Annotated in this window: 19 protein-coding genes; 7 read left to right on the top strand and 12 right to left on the bottom strand. The window is 71.0% G+C overall.

Annotated features, from left to right (window positions below; translation table 11 throughout):
- Positions 1 to 169: 169 nt before the first annotated feature.
- Both WBN91_RS23620 and WBN91_RS23625 read left to right on the top strand, forming a co-directional pair.
- Positions 170 to 1,690, top strand: coding sequence for a PucR family transcriptional regulator (locus tag WBN91_RS23620; RefSeq protein ID WP_337726377.1), 1,521 nt, complete (start codon positions 170 to 172; stop codon positions 1,688 to 1,690).
- A 24-nt stretch (positions 1,691 to 1,714) separates the two neighbouring features.
- Positions 1,715 to 2,752 carry a fatty acid desaturase family protein gene (locus tag WBN91_RS23625; protein ID WP_443217784.1) on the top strand — a complete coding sequence of 346 codons (1,038 nt, stop codon included), beginning with the start codon at positions 1,715 to 1,717 and terminating at the stop codon, positions 2,750 to 2,752.
- On the opposite strand, the gene WBN91_RS23630 is transcribed toward WBN91_RS23625, so the two are convergent.
- The 3 genes from WBN91_RS23630 to WBN91_RS23640 are packed head-to-tail and all read right to left on the bottom strand — an operon-like array spanning position 2,749 to position 5,881.
- Positions 2,749 to 3,504 carry a DUF3152 domain-containing protein gene (locus WBN91_RS23630; RefSeq protein ID WP_337726374.1) on the bottom strand — a complete coding sequence of 252 codons (756 nt, stop codon included), beginning with the start codon at positions 3,502 to 3,504 and terminating at the stop codon, positions 2,749 to 2,751. The genes WBN91_RS23625 and WBN91_RS23630 overlap by 4 nt on opposite strands.
- Entirely contained in the window at positions 3,501 to 4,382 is an 882-nt protein-coding gene (locus WBN91_RS23635) for a hypothetical protein (protein ID WP_337729402.1), read from the bottom strand. Before WBN91_RS23635 ends, WBN91_RS23630 begins: the two co-directional genes overlap by 4 nt.
- A complete protein-coding gene (locus WBN91_RS23640; RefSeq protein WP_337726372.1) occupies positions 4,355 to 5,881 on the bottom strand; it encodes a putative glycoside hydrolase in 1,527 nt (508 codons plus the stop codon). Before WBN91_RS23640 ends, WBN91_RS23635 begins: the two co-directional genes overlap by 28 nt.
- Before the next feature lie 173 nt (positions 5,882 to 6,054).
- Here WBN91_RS23640 and WBN91_RS23645 point away from each other — a divergent pair, with 173 nt between their 5' ends.
- Both WBN91_RS23645 and WBN91_RS23650 read left to right on the top strand, forming a co-directional pair.
- Positions 6,055 to 7,098 (top strand): polysaccharide deacetylase family protein, encoded by a 1,044-nt coding sequence (locus WBN91_RS23645; RefSeq protein ID WP_337726371.1) that lies wholly within the window; start codon positions 6,055 to 6,057, stop codon positions 7,096 to 7,098.
- A 141-nt stretch (positions 7,099 to 7,239) separates the two neighbouring features.
- Positions 7,240 to 7,620, top strand: coding sequence for a hypothetical protein (locus WBN91_RS23650; protein ID WP_337726370.1), 381 nt, complete (start codon positions 7,240 to 7,242; stop codon positions 7,618 to 7,620).
- A gap of 3 nt (positions 7,621 to 7,623) precedes the next feature.
- Here the strand turns inward: WBN91_RS23650 and WBN91_RS23655 are convergent, their stop codons facing one another.
- The 5 genes from WBN91_RS23655 to WBN91_RS23675 are packed head-to-tail and all read right to left on the bottom strand — an operon-like array spanning position 7,624 to position 11,229.
- Positions 7,624 to 8,265 carry a YidC/Oxa1 family membrane protein insertase gene (locus tag WBN91_RS23655; protein ID WP_337726369.1) on the bottom strand — a complete coding sequence of 214 codons (642 nt, stop codon included), beginning with the start codon at positions 8,263 to 8,265 and terminating at the stop codon, positions 7,624 to 7,626.
- A gap of 42 nt (positions 8,266 to 8,307) precedes the next feature.
- Positions 8,308 to 8,565: a DUF6412 domain-containing protein gene (locus tag WBN91_RS23660; RefSeq protein WP_337726368.1), complete on the bottom strand. Its 258-nt coding sequence runs from the start codon at positions 8,563 to 8,565 to the stop codon at positions 8,308 to 8,310.
- 18 nt (positions 8,566 to 8,583) lie between these two features.
- The gene (locus WBN91_RS23665) at positions 8,584 to 9,198 is read right to left on the bottom strand and encodes a uridine kinase (protein ID WP_337726367.1); all 615 of its coding nucleotides are present in this window, start codon (positions 9,196 to 9,198) and stop codon (positions 8,584 to 8,586) included.
- A complete protein-coding gene (locus WBN91_RS23670; RefSeq protein ID WP_337726366.1) occupies positions 9,195 to 9,794 on the bottom strand; it encodes a DUF402 domain-containing protein in 600 nt (199 codons plus the stop codon). The genes WBN91_RS23665 and WBN91_RS23670 overlap by 4 nt, the downstream gene beginning before the upstream one ends.
- Before the next feature lie 10 nt (positions 9,795 to 9,804).
- On the bottom strand, positions 9,805 to 11,229 hold the full coding sequence (locus tag WBN91_RS23675; RefSeq protein ID WP_337726365.1) for a GAF domain-containing protein: 1,425 nt from the start codon (positions 11,227 to 11,229) through the stop codon (positions 9,805 to 9,807).
- A 148-nt stretch (positions 11,230 to 11,377) separates the two neighbouring features.
- Between WBN91_RS23675 and exaC the strand changes: the two genes are divergently transcribed.
- The gene (exaC, locus tag WBN91_RS23680) at positions 11,378 to 12,901 is read left to right on the top strand and encodes an acetaldehyde dehydrogenase ExaC (RefSeq protein WP_337726364.1); all 1,524 of its coding nucleotides are present in this window, start codon (positions 11,378 to 11,380) and stop codon (positions 12,899 to 12,901) included.
- 45 nt (positions 12,902 to 12,946) lie between these two features.
- Here exaC and WBN91_RS23685 read toward each other — a convergent pair whose 3' ends face one another.
- Together WBN91_RS23685 and WBN91_RS23690 are read right to left on the bottom strand one after the other, a co-directional pair.
- Positions 12,947 to 14,521, bottom strand: a complete 1,575-nt coding sequence (locus WBN91_RS23685; RefSeq protein WP_337726363.1) for a beta-N-acetylhexosaminidase — start codon at positions 14,519 to 14,521, stop codon at positions 12,947 to 12,949.
- 89 nt (positions 14,522 to 14,610) lie between these two features.
- Positions 14,611 to 16,092: a CYTH and CHAD domain-containing protein gene (locus WBN91_RS23690; RefSeq protein WP_337726362.1), complete on the bottom strand. Its 1,482-nt coding sequence runs from the start codon at positions 16,090 to 16,092 to the stop codon at positions 14,611 to 14,613.
- Between the two features lie 151 nt (positions 16,093 to 16,243).
- Between WBN91_RS23690 and WBN91_RS23695 the strand changes: the two genes are divergently transcribed.
- Positions 16,244 to 17,038 (top strand): hypothetical protein, encoded by a 795-nt coding sequence (locus WBN91_RS23695; protein ID WP_337726361.1) that lies wholly within the window; start codon positions 16,244 to 16,246, stop codon positions 17,036 to 17,038.
- A gap of 1 nt (position 17,039) precedes the next feature.
- Here the strand turns inward: WBN91_RS23695 and WBN91_RS23700 are convergent, their stop codons facing one another.
- Positions 17,040 to 17,711, bottom strand: a complete 672-nt coding sequence (locus WBN91_RS23700; RefSeq protein WP_337726360.1) for an HNH endonuclease family protein — start codon at positions 17,709 to 17,711, stop codon at positions 17,040 to 17,042.
- Positions 17,712 to 17,849: 138 nt separating this feature from the next.
- On the bottom strand, positions 17,850 to 18,797 hold the full coding sequence (locus WBN91_RS23705; protein ID WP_337726359.1) for a methionyl-tRNA formyltransferase: 948 nt from the start codon (positions 18,795 to 18,797) through the stop codon (positions 17,850 to 17,852).
- Positions 18,798 to 18,872: 75 nt separating this feature from the next.
- On the opposite strand from WBN91_RS23705, the gene WBN91_RS23710 reads away from it, so the two are divergent.
- Entirely contained in the window at positions 18,873 to 20,408 is a 1,536-nt protein-coding gene (locus WBN91_RS23710) for an amidohydrolase (protein WP_337726358.1), read from the top strand.
- The last annotated feature ends 530 nt before the right edge of the window (positions 20,409 to 20,938 follow it).

The following is a 20,938-nucleotide window of genomic DNA, read 5'->3' on the forward strand; positions in this document are numbered from 1 at the left end:
GTAGCCCTTCGGGCAGGCCATACGGGGATGACACAAGCAAGAAGCCCAGGCAGAGGTGTGCCGTGCGGCAGCTTCGTAAAAAGCGTGGTGTGCGGCAGTCGGGTGGGCGTGTGTCGGGTGCGGTTGGAGGTGGTTGGGAGTGGTGGGTGTGAGTTTGCGGCAGGTTTTGATGGCGCTTGGGGATCCGTTGGTGGAGGTGCAGGTGGCGCCGCATGGGTTGGAGGTTGAGGTGCATGACGTTGTCATCCTTGATCCCGATGACGTGCCTGATGTTCGGCCTGGGGACCTTGCCCTCGTGATCGGGGCTCGGGGGCGGGCCGCTCTGCCCTTGGTTCGGGCGGCTGGGGTGGGTGGGGGTGCGGCGGTGGCGGTGAAGGTGGATTTGCCTTCTCCTGTGTTGCGGCAGGCTGCGGCTGATGCTGGGGTGGCCTTGTTGGCGGTTCGGCCTGAGGTTCGGTGGGAGCAGCTTGAGTCGTTGGCTCGCGGGGTGGTTAGTACTGCACGGCTTACTGCCGATGCGGGGGCTACCGAAGTTCTAGGGGATTTGTTTGGGTTGGCGCAGACGATTGCGGCGTTGACCGGGGGGATTGTCAGCATCGAGGACACGGCTAGTCGGGTGTTGGCTTACTCGCGGTCGTCCGATGAAGTGGATGAGCTGCGGCGGTTGTCGATCTTGGGGCGGCAAGGGCCTGAGCCGTATTTGAAGATGCTTCGGGAGTGGGGGGTTTATCAACGGCTGCGGTCGGGGGAGGAGGTGGTGCGGATTGATGAGCGGCCTGAGCTGGGGATTCGGCGGCGGATCGCTGTGGGGATCCATGCCGGTAGTCAGCCGTTGGGGACGATTTGGGTGCAGGAAGGGGCCACGCCGCTGACCGAGCAGTCCGAGAGAGCCCTGTTGGGGGCGGCTCGGGTTACTGCTCTTCACCTTGTGCAGCAGCGGGAGCCTACGGCGGCGTTTCGGGAGAACCTGCTGGCTTCGCTGCTTGACGGGCGGATGGATGCGGTTTCCGTGGCGGAGCAGATTGGGGCCGATCCGGACAAGCCTGCTGCTGTGGTGGTGTTCGCGCTGCGGGGGCAGGAGCACTCCGATCGCATCCAGCACGAGCTGCGGCGGGCTGAGATGACGAGTCTGATCTCGGTGCACGCTGCGGCTTACCGGCGCAGTGCCCTGGTCAGTCAGGCGTCGGGGCGTACCTATGTGTTGTTGCCGGACCTTCCACCTGGGGCGCCGTTGTTGGCGTTGACCAAGGAGATCGTGGCTGCCGCGCGCAAGCACATGGGGTTGCGGGTGCAAGGGGCGATCGGGTCGACGGTCGCGACTATGGAGGACGTGGTGGTGGCCCGCGTGGAGGCCGATCGGGTGCTCGACGCGATGGCTCGGGACCTGGACGCGGACGTGGCGACGTTGGCCGACGTGCGGTCTCGGGTGCTGGTCAGCGAGGTTCTGGCGCTGTTGGCCGAGCACCCGCGCATCCGGGACCCGCGGCTGGACCTGCTGGACGCGGACCTCGCCCGGTCGTTGCTGGCCTACCTGGACGCGTTCGGTGACGTGCGCACGGCCGCCGCCCTGCTGCACGTCCACCCGAACACGCTGCGTTACCGGGTTCGGCGGGCCGCGGAGTTGGGTGGGTTCGACCTGGACGACCCGCTCCTCCGGTTGTTCGCCCAGTTGCAACTCAGGCTGACCTGAGCCCGACACCGGACGCCCCTTAGGCTGCGCAGCGTGAGCACCGATGTGTCGCCTCGGCGCGGCAGTGATTTCGCCGAACTGTCCAGGCTGGTGAAGCAGGCGGGTCTGCTCGACCGCCGGACCGGCTACTACGTGGTGTGCCTGGTGGCGGCTGTGGCCGTCCTCGCGGCCACCTGCGCCGCCGTCGTCCTCATCGGCGACTCGTGGTGGCAGCTCGTCCCCGCCGTCGCCCTCGCGGTCGTGTTCACCCAGATCGCGTTCCTCGGGCACGACGCCGGCCACAAGCAGGTGTTCACCACCAACCGGACCAACGCGGTCACCGGGCTGGTGCTGGGCAACCTGCTGATCGGCGTGGGCTACGGCTGGTGGATGAGCAAGCACAACCGGCACCACGCCAACCCCAACCACGAGGACGAGGACCCGGACGTCGACATCGCCGTGCTCGCCTTCAGCCTGGAGCAGGCCGAGCGCAAGCGCGGGTTCTTCCGGTTCGTGGTCAAGCACCAGGCGTGGCTGTTCTTCCCGCTGCTGCTGCTCGAAGGCTTCAGCCTGCACGTCATCGGCGCGGTGCCGGTCGCGCGGCGCGAGGTGCGGGCGTGGCGAGTGGAAGCGGCGCTGCTCGTTGTTCACGCCATCGGGTACTTGACGCTGGTGTTCACGTCCATGTCGCCGGTGAAGGCGCTGGTGTTCATCGCGGTGCACCAGGGGCTGTTCGGCGTCTACATGGGGTGCTCGTTCGCGCCCAACCACAAGGGCATGCCGGTGCTGACCGCCGGCCACCAGCTGGACTTCCTCCGCAAGCAGGTCCTGACCTCCCGCAACGTCACCGGCGGCCGGTTCGTCGACTTCCTGCTGGGCGGCCTGAACTACCAGATCGAGCACCACCTGTTCCCGAACATGCCCCGCCCGCACCTGCGCCACGCGCAGGCCCTGGTCCGCGACTTCTGCCGGCAGCGGTCGATCTCCTACGCCGAGTGCGGCCTGTTCACCTCGTACGGGTACGTGCTGAAGTTCCTGCACGAGGCCGGCGCGCCGCTGCGCGCGGAGAAGGTCGCGGTCTAGCGCGGCCACGGGTTGGGCGTGCAGGTCCGGCCGTCCGCCGGCACCTCGCCGCTGAGCACCGCCAGCTCGTCGTTCGCGGTGCTCAGCGTCTGCTGCATCATGACCGGCGCGGGCGCGCCGTGCTCGGGGCACGGCTCGTGGCCGAACCCGAGGAAGTGCCCGACCTCGTGGTTGACCAGGTAGGACCGGTAGGCGGTCAGGCTGTCGTAGGTGTGCGCGCCGCGGATCCAGCGGGGCGCGCTCAGGTAGACGGTGTCGCCGATCCGGCACGACGTGTCGTAGGGCAGGTCGAACCCGCACACCTCCCGCGCGGTGCTCTGGGCGGCGAGCCTGATCCGCAGGGTCGGGTCCGCGTCGACCCTCCGGAACCCGTACCCCTTGCGCTGCCAGCCGCGCGGGTGGACCAGCGCGTGGTGCACCTGGGCCGCGAACGGCTGGTCGCCCTCGCGCAGGGTGATGCCCTCCTCGGCCTCGACGGTGTACGCGATGGCCCCTGCGGTGGGGGTCGTGCTTCCCGGGACGACACGCCACCGGCCGGTGCCCTGTTCCGGGATGGGCGCGCCCGGCGGCAGGTCGGCCCCGAAGCCCCGTACGCGCTGCGGCTCGGTGTAGTAGGTGGGCATGGTGGCGGTGGGTGGGCGGCCGTGGGCGGTGACGTGCATCGGGACGGTGCGCGTGTCCAGGGCCAGGACGGTGGCGGCGGCCAGCGAGAGCCCCGCCAGGTAGTGCGCCACCGCCAACCGCCCGGTCACGACCCGTCCGCCGCGGAGGCCGCCGGTGCCGCTGGAGCCGCCTGCGCGGGCGCACCCATCGCCGGAGCCGCCGCACCCGTCGCTGGAGCCGCCTGTGCCGCCTGTGCCGCACCCGCTGCCGGAGCCGCCGCCGCACCTGCCACTGGAGCCGCTGAGGCCGCGGCTGGAGCCGCCGAGGCCGCTGGAGCGGCCGGTGGGGCCTGTGCGGGCTGCTGGGCTGGTGCTGTGGGAGCCGCCGGCGCGGTGAGGTCCACCGCGGGTTGTGCCGGGGCCTCCTCGACGGTGGTGTCCTCGACGGCGGTGTCCTCGCGCGGCACCGGGATGTCCAGTTCCGCGCACCACCGGTCGAGCACCCTGCGGCGTTCCAGCAGGTCCTCCGCGATCGCCCGCGCCTGTGCCGCCGCGTGTTCCACGATCTCCCGCGCCCGCCGGTCGGCCTCCGCGAGCCGCCGTTGCGTCTCCTGCTCGGCCTCGTCCAGCAGCACGGCCTGCCGCTGGGCCATCTCCCGCGCCTGCCGGAGCAGCTCCTCGCTGCGCTCGTGCGCGGCCTGCTCCTCCTTCTCCGCCTTCTGGCGGGCCACGTGCATCAGGTACCGGATCGTCCCGGACACCGTGTTCTCCTTGGAGTAGCCGGCGTGCAGCATCCGGTACTCCGCCAGCTCCGCGCGGGCCGCCTCCAGTTCGCGCGTCACGTCGTCCGCGGTCGCCAGGGCCGCGTCCCGGTCGGTGGTCAGCTGCTCCAGCCGCTCGGTGAGCTGCCGGATCGCCGCGTCCACCTCGCGCCGCTGGTAGCCGCACCACTCGCGGTTGAACGAGCCCGGTGCGAACTCCTCGCCGGTGCCGGTCACGGCTACAGCCCCGCCGAGTCGTAGCGGCACGCCGGGTTCCACAGCAGGAACGACTTCACGCCGGCGTCGGCCGACGCCGTGACCTGCGCCTGCACCTCGGCCGGGCCGTAGTGGTGCTTGAGCGAGAACGCCTGGAGCCACGGGATGACCGTCGCCCCGGTGTCCTTGGTCAGCTCGACGAAGTTCGCGATCGACGCCTTCACGATGTCGTACGGCTTGCCCTCCGGGTTGTCCACGCCGTACTCGCCCGGCCCCCAGTGCGACGGGTAGACCATCGGGGCGACGTAGTCGACGTGCGCCGACAGCGCCGGGATGTCCTGGGCGATGTCCGTTCCGCTGTGCGCGGCGATGCCGAACACCGACGCGCCCAGGTACGCGCCGTGCGGCCGGACCGCCGCCCGCGAGTCGCGCAGGAAGTCCACAATGGACTGCTCGGGGGAAACGCCGAGACCGGCGAACTCCATCTGCGCCAGGGGACCGTCGGGCCGCCGCACGTAGTCGTACAGGATGTCGTCGAAGCCCAGCGACGCCGCTTCCTTGGCGATGGCGATGTTGTACTCGCGCACCTCGGGGTTGGCGAAGTTGGTGAAGGCGTACTCGCCGTAGTGCCGCGTCCACGGCCCGCCGCCCTTGTTGCGCGCGAGCCGGTCGTGGGCACCGGCCTCCCAGGACGCCTTGCCCAGCACCGGGTCGCGGAACGCGACCAGCCGGCCGACCACCCGCAACCCCATGCCGTGCAACTGGTCCAGGGCCGCCTTGGCGTCGTAGTACCCCTTGCTCGCGCCGATCTGCTGCGCCAGCGGCACCTGCGAGGCGTAGCCGATCTCGCCGCTCTCGTCCTTGATGTCCAGCTGGACGGCGTCGATCTTCTTGTCCCGGGCCAGCGCCAGCACCGGCTCGCGCAGCTCCTCCGTGACCCACGCCGCGGCGCTCATGTGCACCGCCCGCATGCCCGGGTGCGGCACCTTCACCGCCATCTCGTGCCGGCCGGAGTTGCCCGCCGCGTCCTTGGCCTCCAGGCGCAGGGACGCGGGCACCGCCTCCATCGTCACCTCGAACTTGCCGTCCTTCACCGGCACCCGCTGGTCGCCGACGACCACCTCGTCCGCGCCCTCGACGGCGCCGCGCACGGTCAGCGGACCGCGCGGCGACTTGGCGTCCACCTGCTCCACGGACACCTTCGGCGGGGTGTTGTCGAGGGTGAAGCGGCGCTCGATCACGGCGTCCGGCAGCCACGGCAGGGCGTTGGGCGCGCGCACGGTCAGGGTGTGCGGTCCATCGGCCAGTTGCAGTCCGACCAACGACATCCCCTTTTCCCCGCGGCGCGCTTCGACCGTTCGGCCGTCCACCTCGACAATCACCCGATCGAGATCGCCCGGATCGGTCGCGGTGATGGCCACGCGCTGGAAGCCCGAATGGGTGACGGCGCCACCGTCGGCCAGTTCGGCGACCGCCAGACTGGTCTGCCGATAGTGCACGAATGTCGTGATCACGCCTGCGACCAGCAACAACGCCACAGCGGCGGTCACCGGGACGAGAACCCTTCTCGTTTTTCGGGTGGAATTCGACATCGACGACTCCGATCAGCGCGGCGCATTACCACTGCGCGATATACCGCCTCCAGGGGCAGGTAAACCAGATGTCATCCGAATGTGTCAAACCGGGAGACGACCCCTTCGCGGGCGGCGTACCTTGCGGAAACGTGAACCGCACCGCGCCGCCGTCCAAACCCGTCCTGGCCGTTGCCGCGCTCCTGGCGCTCGTCACCGCCGCGTGCGCCGAGCCCGCGGAGCCGGAGCCCGCCAACACGCCGGTCGCCGCCGCGTCGACGCCCGGCACGACGTCGTCCGCGCCGCCGCCGGACCCGGCCGCGGTGGGCGCCAACGAGCTCGGGCAGGTGCCGGTCCTGATGTACCACCGGCTGGTCGCCCAGCCGACGTCGGTGTACGACCGGACCCCGGAGGCGTTCCGGGCCGAGTTGGAGCGGCTGGTCGCCGAGGACTACGTGCCGGTGACCACCGAGGAGTACGCGACCGGCCGCATCGACCTCCCGGCGGGCAAGCACCCCGTCGTGCTGACCTTCGACGACGGCGACCCGACCCAGTTCGCGCTGGACGCCTCCGGTCAGCCCGCGCCCGGCACCGCCGTGGCGATCCTGCTCGACGTCGCCGCCAAGCACCCCGGTTTCCGGCCGGTGGCGAGCATGTACGTCAACGCCGCGCCCTTCGGCTCGCCCGACGGCTCCGGTGTGCTGCCGTGGTTGCGGGACCACGGTTTCGAGATCGGCAACCACACCCAGTACCACACGAACCTCGCTTCGGTGTCGGCCGACGGGGCGCAGCGGGCGATCGGCGAGGGCCAGCGCGAGATCCAGCAGGCCGTGCCGCAGTACCAGGTGAAGAGCCTGGCGCTGCCGTTCGGCGTGAGCCCGCGCGAACCCGTGCTGGCCATGCGGGGCGGCGTGGACGGCGCGTCCTACGACTACGTGTGCGTGCTGCTGGTCGGCTCGAACCCGGCGCCCTCGCCGTTCGCCGCCGACTTCGACCCGATGAACACCCCGCGCATCCGGTCCCAGGACGCGACCGGCGAGGACGCGGCGTTCGGCTCGGCGGTGTGGCTGGACAAGCTCGCCGCGAACCCCGCCCAGCGCTACACCTCCGACGGCGTGCCCGACCGGATCGCCTACCCCTCCACGGCGGGCGTGGTGCCCTCGCCGCAGTACGCGGAGCGTGCGGTGGCGTACTGAAGGACGGGTCTTACCCCCTCGAAGCCCTGGTCTAACCGGTCGCGCGGGTTTTCCACCCGAACGGGAAAACCCGCATGTCCACCGCGCTCACCGGGCACTCTCCGAACGGGTAACACGCCGAGCAGGAGGGCGAGCGGAGCAATGGACCGGAACATCGACTGGGAGCCGTTCATCGAGTCACTGCACGAGGCGGCGTGCCGGTGGGACACCGGTCTGGCGCACCGCGCGGAGCCGCCCGACCTGGGCGCCGCCGAGGACGAGCTGGCCGACCAGGCGCCGTCGCGGGTCGTGCCGATCACGGCGGAGGAAGCCGAGAACCTCATGACCGCGGTGGCCTTCCTCGCGCGCCGGCTCAGCATGGCCGCCGAGTGCGTCGTCTACACGACGGCGGAGCAGCGCCTGGACGGCGAGGACGCCGACCCGGAGGAACAGGCCGACGTCCTCTCGCTGACCGCGCTGCACGCCCAGGCCATGCGGCACGCCGCGGACCTGGCCAGCGAGGTCTACCACCGCTGTGCGTGAGACCTACGACAGCACCGGTTCCTTGATCGTGCGGTAGAGGTAGGCGCGTTCGGCGAGGGTCCACGCGGTCGTGGTGAGCAGGTACACCCCGGCCGCCAGCGGTAGCACGGCCGCGATGAACACCGTGCCGAACGGCAGCAGCCGCAACACCTTCGCGAACGGCAGCTGGGGGCCACCGCTGCGGGCCGCGACCGCCGCCTGCCAGCGCGAAGTGGCGAACGCGATCGCCGTCAGGGCCGCGAAGAGCGCCAGGAACACGGGATTGTGGCCGAACTCGCCGAACCAGTGCGTGCCCAGCGGTGTGCCGAACAGCGTGCCGTCCAGCAGCGGGTTCGGGGTGGTGACGAGCCGGTACATGACCATGAAGAACGGCACCTGCACCAGCGCGGGCAGGCACCCGGCGAACAGCGAGGTGCCGTTGTCCTTGTAGAGCTTCATGGTGTGCTCTTGCAGCTTGACCGGGTCCTTGCCGTGCTTGGCCTGGAGGTCGCGGAGCTGCGGGGCGAGCGCGGCTCGCGCCTTCTCGCCGCGCACGGCGGCGCGGGTGAGCGGGTGCATGAGCAGGCGGACGAGCGCGGTGAACAGGACGATGGCGAGGGCGGGCGTGGCGAAGCCCGCCAGGGCAGAGCCCAAGGCGTGGAACAAGGTTCTTCTCCGTCTGGTGCGAGTTTCGGGGACGTCGGCTGATCAGCAGCCGAGTCCCGGTGCTCGCGGACGAGGGCGACCCGCGGCGTCGGGGTCGCGCAGGCGCAGGAAGGCCGTGCGCAAGGCCTTGTCCCGCAAGGAGAGTGACCGCACCCAGGCCGGCGCGGCCTGCACGTCCGGCGCGGCGGTGAGCAGCAGCACCACCACGGCGACGGCGGCGATGGCGGCCACCAGTTCGGCGGGGGAGTGCAGGAGGGTGAGCGCGAACAGGCCCGCCAGCAGCAGGTGCAGCCTGGACATCACGCCCCCTCTCGTCTTTCAGCCCACTGTACCCACGAGCGCGGGCCGGGTCGGGTGGTCGTAGCGGACCGTCACATCGGCTTGGGGCTCGTAGTCCTCGTACGCCGGGAGAGTCCAGTGCTCGTCTTCGGGGGTTTGGCGGTGGAGCGCGTTCCGGGACAGCCACAGGTGCACGGTCAGTTCGGCGGGCAGCCACTTGTCCAGCAGGAGCGTGCCGTCGAGGAGGAGGACACCGCCGGGCGGGAGGGTCACGTAGTCGGCGCGGCCGGCGCGGTCGCGATCGGCGTCCCACAGCGTCGGCAGGACCTTGCCGGTGCCGCCCGGGTCCAGCGGGGCGAGGACCTCCCTGAGCAGGCCGTTCGCGTCCAGCCAGGTGGTGCGGAACGACTCGGGGTCGGTGCGGCCGTGCTCCAGGCGGATCGAGGCGGGGCGCAGGAAGTCGGCCGCGGACACCCTCATCGTCGGGCGGCCCAGGGCTCGCAGCGGGTCCACCAGCGAGTCGGCGAGGGCGCTGGGTCTGGTCGGGGGCGCGCCGTCGACCAGCACGCGGGTCCAGGTGTTCCTGGGGAACGCGTCGATCCGCTCGACCAGTTCGGCGACCAGGGTGTCCGGGGTCAGGGGCTGGATCCTCATGCGAGCGGGTAGTCCTCCCAGCCCTCGGGGAGCACGGGGACCGGCCAGTCCGGGTCGGGGGTGAACCCGGCCCACGCGGGGTCCCACCACGTGCTGCCCGCGTCGAGCATGGCGGCGATCTCCTTGCCGGTGCGGCGGATCGCGTCGGCCTGGGCGGCGTCGTACTTGCCCTCGACGACCTGGTCCTCGAACTCGTCCCGGTCGCGCTCCTCCCAGCGGCCCTCGGCGTCGAGCCAGTAGTCCAGGGCGTGGTCGAGGGTGTCGAAGCCGTGCGGGGTGCGGCGGAACGGGTCCTGGAGGTTGAGGTACCAGCCCTGGAAGCGGCGGTCCTCACCGGACCAGAACAGCTCGACGGAGTAGGCGTCGCCGGGCCGGTGGAGTTGGAGCTTGCCGTGGCCGCGCCAGTGCGTGTTGCCCTTGGTCAGCCAGGGGTGCCCGTAGTGGTGGTCGGGGTAGCCGAAGACGGTGCCGGGGACGACGAAGACGGCCAGCAGGTCGGGACCGTCCTCGATCACCCGGGTGGGCATGACCGACCACGGCCTGCCGTGCAGCACTTCCCGGCGCAGGACGGTGTCGCCGGGCGCGAAGAACCCCATGCGCACCAGGTTAGGCGAGGGCGCGGCGCAGGCGGGTGTGGGCGAGGTCGCGTCTCGGGTCCGTGGGCGGGAGCAGGTGGGTGAGGCGTTCGAGGACCTCGATGTCGTTGGTGGTGGCGGCGAAGGTCCAGAGGGTTTCCGGGTCGTCGGTGGTCAGGACGGCTCGGCGGATCGTGGCTGCCAGGTCTTCGCGTTCGTCGGAGACGACCGGGGCGTCGGAGCGGGGGAGGAGGTCGCCTCGGTAGGTGGTGACGGCGGTGGTGATGTCGTTGGTGCGGATCGCTTGGCGGACGGTCAGGAAGTCGGCGTCGAGGGTGGCCGACAGGCGGTACGGCCTGGTCTGGAGGACGTTCGCGAGTTGGGCGCGCAGGCGGTGGAGTTCGGCGCGGATGGTGGTGGGGTTGCCGCGTTCGCCGTAGAGGTGCAGGGCCAGTTGGTCGGCGGTCAGGCCTCGGGGGTGCAGCGCCAGGGCGGTCAGGAGTTCGGCGTGTCTGAGGGACAGGGGGAGTGGGCGGCCGTTCAGGGTGGCTGTCAGGTCGTCCAGGAAGCGGAGGGACAGGGTGGGGCGATTCGTGGTGCGGGGTGGGATGCGGAGGAGGTAGCCCTCGTCCAGGGGTTCGAGGAGGGCTTCGCGGCCGTCTGCCAGGTGGACGGTTGAGGGGTGGGTGGTCGAGGCGAGGTCGACGCGGGGGCCGAGCAGGTTCTGGGGGTCGGCGGCCAGGACGCGGCCGGTCGGGCTGAGCAGTGCGCCGGGTTCGCCGCGCAGGGCGATGAGGTGGCGCATGCCGGCCGCGCGGAGGCGTTCGTCGCGGGCCGCGAGGACCACCTTGAGCTGGGCCTCCACCAAGCGCGCGGCCGTGCTGACCAGGGCGGCGGTCGCCGGGTGCAGGCTGGTCAGCGGTCCGCTGACGTCCACGACGCCGAGCGTGCGGCCGGTGTCCGGGTCGCGCACGGGGCTCGCCGCGCACGTCCAGCCGTGGTAGGTGCGCACGAGGTGTTCGGCGGAGTGCACGGTCACCGGGCTGCCCACGGCGAGCGCGGTGCCCATCGCGTTCGTGCCGATGGCGTCCTCGCTCCACCGGGCGCCCTCGGTGAGGCGGAAGCGCTCGGCGAGCCGGCGGACGTCCCGCGCGCCCTCGCACCACAGGATGTGGCCGTCCGCGTCGGTGACGATCATGACGTGCCGGGCGTCGTCCGCGATGGCGACCAGGGTCTCGCGCAGCATCGGCAGCATCGGGGCCAGCGGGTGGGCGGCGCGCACGTCCGCGACCTCGTCGGGTGCGAGGACCACCGGGGGCTCGTGGCAGTCCGGGTCGACGTGGGCGGCCAGGGAGCGTCGCCACGACTCGACGATCACGGGGCGTGCGGCGTGTGTCGGCGACCCGTCCAGGGCGGCCTCGTGGAGGGCGGACAGCCGGTGCGGGTCGGGGTGCATCGCGGAACCTCCTGGCCACCCAGGATGACCCGCGTCGGCGCGGCGCGGCAAGCGGTCGAGTGGTCCGATCGGGTGCAACGTGACTGCAACGTCGCGCCTCCTACGTTTCGGCCGTTGATCGACGCGACGACGCGGGAGGCGAGTGGAGATGACCCAGTACGCGGCGCCCGGCCAGGCCGGCAGCGTGGTGACCTACCGCGACCGGTACGACCACTTCATCGGCGGCGAGTACGTGCCACCCGCGCGGGGCGGCTACTTCGAGAACCCGACCCCGGTCACCGGCGAGGTGTTCACGGAGGTCGCGCGCGGCACCGCCGAGGACGTCGACCGGGCGCTGGACGCCGCCCACGGCGCGGCGCGGGCCTGGGGCCGCACGTCGGCCGCCGAGCGGGCCAACGTGCTCAACGAGATCGCCGACCGCATCGAGGACAACCTGGAGGCGCTGGCGGTCGCCGAGACCTGGGAGAACGGCAAACCGGTCCGCGAGACGCTGGCCGCCGACCTCCCGCTGGCCGCGGACCACTTCCGCTACTTCGCGGGCGTCATCCGGGCCCAGGAGGGCGGGATCTCGCAGATCAGCGAAGACCTGGTCGCCTACCACTTCCCCGAGCCGCTGGGCGTGGTCGGCCAGATCATCCCGTGGAACTTCCCGCTGCTCATGGCCACCTGGAAGCTCGCGCCCGCGCTGGCGGCGGGCAACGCAGTCGTGCTGAAGCCGGCCGAGCAGACCCCCACGTCCATCCACGTGCTCATGGGTCTCATCGCGGACCTGCTGCCGCCCGGGGTGGTCAACGTCGTGAACGGGTTCGGCGTCGAGGCGGGCAAGCCGCTGGCGTCGTCCCGGCGGGTCGCGAAGGTCGCGTTCACCGGCGAGACCTCGACCGGTCGGCTGATCATGCGGTACGCGAGCGAGAACCTGATCCCGGTGACGCTGGAGTTGGGTGGCAAGAGCCCCAACATCTTCTTCGCCGACGTCGCCGCGCGGCGGGACGCCTTCTACGACAAGGCGCTGGAGGGCTTCACCATGTTCGCCCTCAACCAGGGCGAGGTGTGCACGTGCCCGTCGCGGGCGCTGGTGCAGAGTGCGATCTACGACGAGTTCCTGGCCGATGCGGTGGCACGGACGAAGGCGATCAAGCAGGGCGACCCGCTGGACACCGAGACGATGATCGGGGCGCAGGCCAGCCGCGAGCAGGTGGAGAAGGTGTTGTCCTACATCGAGATCGGCAAGGCCGAGGGGGCGCGGCTGGTGTGCGGCGGCGAGCCGGCGGACCTGGGCGGGTCGCTGTCGGGCGGGTACTACGTGACGCCGACGATCTTCGAGGGCGACAACAAGATGCGGGTGTTCCAGGAGGAGATCTTCGGGCCGGTGGTGTCGGTGGCCCGGTTCGACGACTTCGACGATGCCGTGAAGACGGCCAACGACACCTTGTACGGGCTGGGTGCCGGGGTGTGGTCGCGGGACGGCGGGGTGGCTTACCGGGCCGGGCGGGAGATCCAGGCCGGCCGGGTGTGGGTGAACAACTACCACTCCTACCCCGCGCACGCGGCCTTCGGCGGCTACAAGCAGTCCGGCATTGGGCGTGAGAACCACCGCGTGATGCTCGACCACTACCAGCAGACCAAGAACTTGCTGGTCAGCTACTCGCCGGATGCCCAGGGATTCTTCTGACCCCGCGCGCCGGGGAGGCGGCGTGGGGCCGCCTCCCCGGTCCGGCTACTTCTTCCAGGGGATCTGCGGGGAGGGGTAGTAGTTGATGCCCAAGGTGTGCCAGCGGTCGGCCTGGGCGGCCAGGCGGGTTTTGAAGTTGTCCCAGTTGTGGGTGTTCCACGGGGACCAGGCCAGTTCGGCGATTGCGGGCAGGCGGGGGAAGGCCATGTACTCGATGTCTGCGGACTTGGTGAGGGTCTCCGTCCACAGTGGAGCTTCTACGCCCTTGACCGCTTCCGGCGGCAGGTTCTCGATGTAGGCGCCCGGGTTCCAGTCGTAGGCGTCCTGGACGTCGGTGTAGCCGGCCCAGCTCAGGCCCAGCGGGGTGTGTTCGTCGTACTTCATGTCCAGGTAGGCCTTGGTGGCCGGTGACAGCACGATCTTGTTGCCGCGCTTGGCCGCCTCCACCATGTCCGCCGCGACCGTCTTGGTACCCCAGAACTGCGGGACGGCGGTGGCGGGTGGGGTGGCCTTCACGAACTCGTGCCAGCCGACCGGCTGCTTGCCGTGCTTGGCGACCAGGGGCAGGACCTTGTTCATGAAGGCGATGAAGTCGGGGTCGGTGGTGGCGTGGGCCTCGTCGCCGCCGATGTGGATGTACTTGCCCGGGGTCAGGGCTGCGACCTCGCGGAGGACGTCGTCGACGAACTTGTAGGTGATGTCCTTGTTGATGCACAACGAGCTGAAGCCGACCTCGATGCCCGTGTACAGGGGCGGGGCTACGCCGTCGCAGTTCAGTTCGGCGTAGGAGGACAGGGCGGCGTTGGTGTGGCCCGGCATGTCGATTTCCGGGATCACCTCGATGTGTCGCGCTGCCGCGTAGGCGACCAGGTCCGTGTACTGCTCCTGGGTGTAGTAGCCGCCGGGGCCGCCGCCGACCTCCGTGCTGCCGCCGTGGGTGGCCAGGCGGGGCCAGCTCTTGATCTCCAGGCGCCAACCCTGGTCGTCGGCCAGGTGCAGGTGCAGTTTGTTGATCTTGTACAGGGCGATCTGGTCGATGTACCGCTTGACCTCGTCCACGGAGAAGAAGTGCCTTGCCACGTCGAGCATCGCGCCGCGGTGGGTGTAGCGCGGGAAGTCCAGCACGGTGCCGCCCGGGGCGGTCCACGGGCCGCGTTGGCGGGATTTCGCCTCGATCTTCGCGGGGAGGAGTTGGCGGAACGTCTGGACGGCGGCGAAGAGGCCGGCTGGGGTCTTCGCGCGGATCACCACGCCGCGTTTGGTCACGTCCAGGTGGTAGCCCTCGTCGCCGACGCGGGGGTCGGCGCCGGTGAGCAGCAGGCTGATGCCCTTGCCGGACGCGCCGGGCACGACCGGCAGTCGGTAGCCGGTGGACGGGCGCAGCACGCCTGCCAGGTACTCGCCGACCTGCTTGGCGGCGGCGGATCCCGGGTGGGTGTGGATGCGCGTGTCGGGGGTCAGGTGGTAGGTCGTGCCCGGTCTCGGGGTGGCGCTGACCGGGGCGGGAACGATGTGCTGCAACGGTGTCTCCGGGACTGCTGCGTGGGCCGGCGCCGCCGTGGCCGCGGTCGCGAGCAGCAGGGTGGCCAGTGCTCTTGCCGGTATTCCGAGTCGGGGCACGGTGGTCCTCCTGGTCGGCCTTGAACACCCGAGCGGCGGCGGGGATCACCGTTCCAGCCGGCCGTCTCGGGTGTCAAGGTCCAGACCAATCACCGCAGCTTCGGACGTCCCAGGTCCGCCCAGACGGTGGGGAAGCGTTCCTCCACCCGCTGGGCCCGCGCGGTCTCCAGGGCGTGCAGCACGCCGAAGGTGAACCCGTTCTCGCCGTCGCGGTGGGCCTGTGCGCCGAGCTCCCGCAGCACGGGCCGTGCGACGACGCTGTCCTGGTGGTCGCCGAGCAGTGTCTGGAGGTTCTTGAGCCGCTTGCGGTACTTCTTGGCGCGCTTGCCGAACAGCGGCTCGACGGTCTCCACCGCATACCGCAGCCGCTTGGCGGCCTTGCGGGCCTCGTGCAGCGAGGTGTCGTCGTGGGCGTTGTCGGCGGCCTTCTTGACCCGGCGGTAGGCCTTGTCCACGAAACCCGGCAGCACCTTCTTCGCCTTGGCGGCGGCGAGCGGTGTGAACGGCGGGTCGGCGATCAGGGCGTCCACCGCGTCGAGGAGGTCGAAGTAGCGGCGGCTGTCCAGGGCGGTCACGGCGGCCTGGTAGGCCTGCTCCTCCCGGGGCGCGAAGTAGCGGGTGAGCTGGGCGGGGATGGCGCCGAGCACCAGCTCGCCGGGCAGGTCGGCGACGTGCGACTCGAACGTCGTCCGCAGCACCTCGGCGTCGCGCGCCTCGCCGAGGACGCCGGCGATCCACTTCAGCTCGTCGGTGAGGGCGCGGGTCTCGTCGCGGGCCACGACCTGGCCGAACGCCTGGAGGGCGCTGCGCATCCGGCGGGTGGCCACGCGCATCTGGTGCACGGCGTCGTCCTCGCGGCGGCGGACCTTCGGGTCGTAGGCCTTGAGGGCGTCCGCCTGCTCGCGCAGGTAGGCCAGGACGACCGCGCCCGCGGTGCCGTCCCGGGCCGGCTCGGGGTGCGGCGCGATGCGGGTGGCCAGGAGTTTCGTGAGCTTCGCCGACGAGGCCGACCGGCGGATGCCCACGTCGTTCAGGCGCCGCTCCACCCGGTCCAGCAGGGCGGTGTCCCCGCGGTCGCCGAGCTCGACCTCGATCTCGCGCCACGAGTCGACGTTCGAGTCGTCCACGACGTCCTGCGCGGACACCAGGTCCTCCACGACCTCGGCGAGCAGCTCGCCCTTGTCGTCCACCAACTGCCAGCGGCGGCGGTTGGTCCGAATGCGGGCGACCGGCGACAGCGCCCCGCCGCGGGCGTGCACCTGGACCAGGGAACCCAGCTCGCGGGGCGGGTGCTTGGCCGCGCGTCCCGGCGGCAACCGCACCTCTTCGCGGGTGTCACCGTCGACGGGCAGCTTGAGGTGCCAGCCCGCGTCGTCGCCACCGGTGCGGCGGCGCAGGGTCAGGCCGGCGCGGGCCAGTCGGAGGTCGGCGGTGTCGTAGTAGACCGCCTCCAGCGTCAACTCCTCCGGGCCCGCCGCCGCGGCGACACCAGGCAGGTCGGTCAGCTCCGGCAGGGAGGCGCCCGTCGGCGCCTCGAACTTGCGTTCGGTCTCGCGCACTGATGTCGACATGTTCTAGACATACACCGTTGGGCTGACCTTTACCCGCATGTCGCTGTGCGTAGTCGCTCGTTGACCCTGATGGGCGGAAGTTGCCGTTTATCTGTGTGGTTTTTCGGCTGCGGGCCTGGTGGGACGCTCGTCGTGGGGTTGGCTGGACCGCGTGCCCACGGAGAAAGAGCGCCTCGACGAGGTCGAGCCGACCGTCGCCGACCTGATCACCACCACCCAGGTGCTGACCGCCGAACTGGGTCGGGTCAGCGCGCGGCTGCTCGTGCTGGAGCGCCGCCTCTCCGGGGCCGGCTCGGGCCCGGACGGTGACCTCGACGCGCTGGACGGCGAGGTCGGCGACATCGTGGCCGCGCTGCGCACGGCGTGGGACGCCGAGCAGGAGGTCCTTGCCGACTCGGTCCGCGTGGAACTGGGCCAGGAAGTGTCCGAGTACGAAGCCCTGAAGGAACGCCGCGACGCCGGCACCGCCCGCTTGGCCTCGGGCCGCATGCCCCGCTTCGAACGCGACGCGCTGGAACACGAGGTCCACCAGCTGGACTGGCAGATCGGCGCCACCGAACCCGGCGCCCTCGACGCCGCCGCCCGCCTGGAGGCCGACCGCGCGGCGGCCGAGGAACCGTGGCGCCAGCAGGCGATCCTCGCCGGCGACAAGGCCCGCGAGGAGATCTGGGACGCGGCGGCCCGGCGGCTGGAACGCGCCCTGGCCCTGGACCTGCGGCTCCCGGTGTGGTTCCGGGTCGGGGTCGGCGAGATCACCGCGCCCGACCCGTCCCCGTGGCTGCGGGCGGCCACTGGACTGATCGCCTACCGGCTGGAGTACGGCGTCCGGACCGCCGTGGACCCGCTGGGCGACCCGCCGTCGGCGGCCAACGGCTCCGCGGCGTGGGTGCGGCGCACCGAGGCCTACACCGATCTGGTCGACCAGTTGCAGTCCTTGCGCCCCTGAGTTACTTGGGGCACTGGGTGATCATGGACGCCAGGGCGTCGTGCTCGGCCTGGTCGATGGTGAGCTTGTAGGTGGTCTTCACGGCGATCCAGTTCAGCGCGTAGGTGCACCAGTAGCCCTGCACCGGCGGCTTCCACTTGGCCGGGTCCTGGTCGCCCTTCGCGCGGTTGCTCGTCGCGGAGACGGCGACCAGCTGGATGCCGCCCAGGTCGTTCGCGAACTTCTGGCGCTCCTCGTCGGTCCACTTGTCGGCGCCCGACCGCCACGCCTCCGCCAACGCGACCGTGTGGTCGATGTCCAGCTTGCTCGCGTCGGTGATCGTCTCCCCGTCGTACACGCTGACCCAGCGGCCGGACGTGGCGCGGCACTCGTCGTCGTTGCGGACGTCCGCACCCTGTCGTTGCAGCACGATCTCCCGGGTGTCGCAGGAGTTGCCCTGGCTGCTCCAGTGCGGGAAGCGGTCCCGGCTGTAGCCGGTCATCTTGCCCTCGGGGGCGATGGTCAGGGCCGCCAACCGGGCCGCCGAGTCCTGCCCGGGTTCCTGCGGGTTGGCGGTTGGCGTGGGCGCCGGTGGAACGGTCTTGTCCTGGTAGCGGGTCAGGTAGTACCCGATGACGATCAACAGGAGGAACACGACCACGCTGACCCACGTCGTCGACCGCTTCCGGCTCATGTGCCCAATGATCAGCGATCACGGTCACGGTCGGATCACCGGGGGCGATATGAGACGGCCGCGTGACGGGAAAAGCTTGCCGCGCAACAGTTTCGGAAACAGGGGTGCCCGCAGTTCGGGGGCGGGCACCCCGGTCCGTCACGGGTGCCTGGTCAGGTAGCCGCCCATGTTCCGGAAGTACTCCTGGGCGGGCAGCTCGCGGCCGTCCTCGGTGCGGACCCGCTTGACCAGCAGGGCGTGGTTGCGGCCCCGGCGGGCTTCGGCGCCGGCCACGATCGCCACGCCGTCGCCCTCGCGGTAGAAGATGCGGCCGGGGGTGCCGCCGTAGCGGGCCTCTGAGACGTCCGCCTCGACGATCTCCAAGCGCTTGCCCTTGTGGAAGCAGAACGCGCTGGGGTACGGGGCGCACTGCGCGCGAACCAGGCGGTCGAGTTCCTCGGCCTCCCACGTCCAGTCGATGCGCAGGTCCTCCTCCGCGCGCTTGTGGAAGAAGCTGGCCTTGGACCGGTCCTGCTTGGTGAAGTCCGTGCGGCCCTTGGCGATCTCGGCGAGGCCGTCGACGGTGATGGGGCCGAACAGCTCCAGGGTCTTGTGGAACAGGTCGGCGGTGGTGTCGCGCGGGCCGACCGGGACGGCGCGCTGGAGGACGATGTCACCCGCGTCCAGGGTCTCGTCCATCATGTGCGCGGTGACGCCGACCTGCTTCTCGTCGTTGATCAGGGCCCAGATCAGCGGCGAGAAACCCGCGTAGGCGGGCAGCAGCGAGTCGTGCACGTTGAGGGTGCCGTGCTTGGGGAGGGTGAAGATGTGCGGCGGGATCCACGTGCGCCAGTTGGTGGCCACGATGACGTCCGGCTCGACCTCCTTGAGCTTCTGGAACAGCTCGTCGTCGTCCGGGCGGTTGCGGATGACGACCTCGACGCCGTGCTCGGTGGCGAGGTCGGCGACCGAGTCGCTCCAGATCCGCTCGTAGGCGTGGTCGCTCTTGGGGTGCGTGACGACCAGTGCCACCTCGTGCTCGGAGTCCAGCAGGGCTTGCAGCGTCCGGTGACCCCAGGTCTGGTAGCCGAACATGACGACCCGCATCGGGCCTCCTCCTCGGTTTAGGCTCGCCTAAGTTATCCAACCCTAACCTAAGTTGCCGTTCGCTAGCCTGCACGGGTGATCCTCGACCTGAAGCTCACCGGCGGCCGGTTCGTCACCCTCGACCCGACCCGACCGTCCGCGTCCTCGGTGGGCGTGTGGGGCGGCCGGGTCGTGGCACTGGACACCGACCTCCCGGCCCGCCGCGTGGTGGACCTGGGCGGCGCGACCGTCCTGCCCGGTTTCGTCGACGCGCACGTCCACCTGGCGTGGGCCGGGCGGGCGTCCCGCGTGCCGGACGTGTCGGGTTGCCGGACCGTCGCCGAGGTGCTGGACCTGCTGCGGGGCGTTCCGCGCGGCGAGTGGCTGGAGGCGGCCGGCTACGACCACCGCGTGCTGGACCGCCCCCTGACCGCACGCGACCTCGACGAGGTGGGGCGGCGCGTGTACGTGCAGGACGTGTCCGGGCACGCGTGCGTGGTGAGCACCGACGTGCTGGCGCTCGTGGGCTCCGACTCGGACGGGTTCCTCGCGGAGGCCGCGCAGACCGCCGTGCGGGCGATGATCCTGCCGTACCCGGTGGCCGACATCGCCGCCGACGTGCGGCTGGGGGCCGAGCAGTGCCTGCGCGAGGGGATCGTGCTGGCCGCCGAGGCTGGCGTGGGCGCAGGGCTCATCGGCAGCAGCCCGGTGGAGATCGCGGCGTATCAAGGGGTCACGTTGCCGATCCGCGTGCAGCTGATGGTGTCGGCGTGGGAACTGCGGGAGGTGGCGGCCCACCCGTCGGACGGCCTGCGCCGAGCGCTACCGCTGGGCATCCGAACCGGGCTGGGGTCGGACTGGCTGTCCATCGGAGCGCTCAAGCTGTGGACCGACGGCGGCATGATCGCCCGCACAGCCGCCCTGACCTCGCCGTACACCGTGGGCGGGGTGGGGCAGTGGCAGGACGAGCCTTCCTCGATGCGCGCCGCGCTGCTCGACGGTCACGCCGCCGGGTGGCAGCTGGCCGTGCACGCGATCGGGGACCGGGCGATCGACTTCGCGCTGGACGTGATCGAGGAGGCGCAGACCCTCGTGCCCAGGCCTGGTGTGCGGCACCGGATCGAGCACTGCGGGCTCGTGCGACCGGATCAGTTGGACCGGATCGCGGCGCTGGGCGTGATTCCGGTGGTGCAGCCGAGTTTCCTGTGGGCTTATGGGGATGATTACTCGGCGATCATGGGGGCGGAGCGGGCGCCTTGGCTGTACCGGGGGCGGTCGTTCTTGGATCGGGGGGTGGTGGTGGCCGGGTCGTCGGATCGGCCGGTGGCGGACGGGAGTCCGTTGCGGGGCATCAGGTTCATGGTCGAGCGGCGGTCTCGGGGTGGGTTGGCGGTGGGGCCGGACGAGGCGGTGTCGGTGACCGAGGCTTTGGTGGCTTACACGTTGGGCGCGGCGTATGCGTGCGGGAAGGACGACGTTCTCGGGTCGATCACACCGGGCAAGCTGGCCGATTTCGTCGTGCTGGACGACGATCCGCGGGCGGTGCCGGTGGAACGCATTTCGGATCTCACTGTGCTGGCCACGGTGATCAACGGCGAGTTCCGCCACGACCCTGCCGGATTCGCCGGCTGAGCGCTGAGCTTCCGGTTCGCCGACAGAGCGCCGACTGAGCGGTTCGCCAACTGCGCGCTCGCTGGGTGTTTCGCAGACTGAGCGCTGTCCGGCGGTTCGCCAGCCGAGCGGTCGCCGACCGAGGCTGGCCGAGCGATCGCCAACTGAGCGCTGTCCGGGTGGTTCGCCGACTGACAGCCATCCGGTGGAGCGCTGGCCGAGCGGTTCGCGGGCCGCGGCTGGCCGAGCAGTCGCCAGCTGACCGCCGCCCGGCGGAGTGCTGGCCGAGCGGTTCGCCGGCGAAAGCGCCGCCCGGCGAAAGCGCCGCCCGGTGGAGCGCCGGCTGAGCGGTTTGCTGGCTGGGGCGGTTCGCTGGCTGAGCGCTGTCCGGTGGCCTCCGGCCCCCGTCTCGATCGTCGCATGGCGCACCGACAATCCCACGCCTGCGGGGCACTGAGGAATTCCGGCCCTGGCCTCCGAGCCTCTGTGGGCCGCTGGGCCTCAGCGGGCGGCTAAGCGCGGCTAGGCACGGCCGGGCGCGGTGGGCACAG

Source organism: Saccharothrix sp. CCNWYY140, from assembly GCF_037401995.1.
Classification (GTDB): Bacteria; Actinomycetota; Actinomycetes; order Mycobacteriales; family Pseudonocardiaceae; genus Actinosynnema.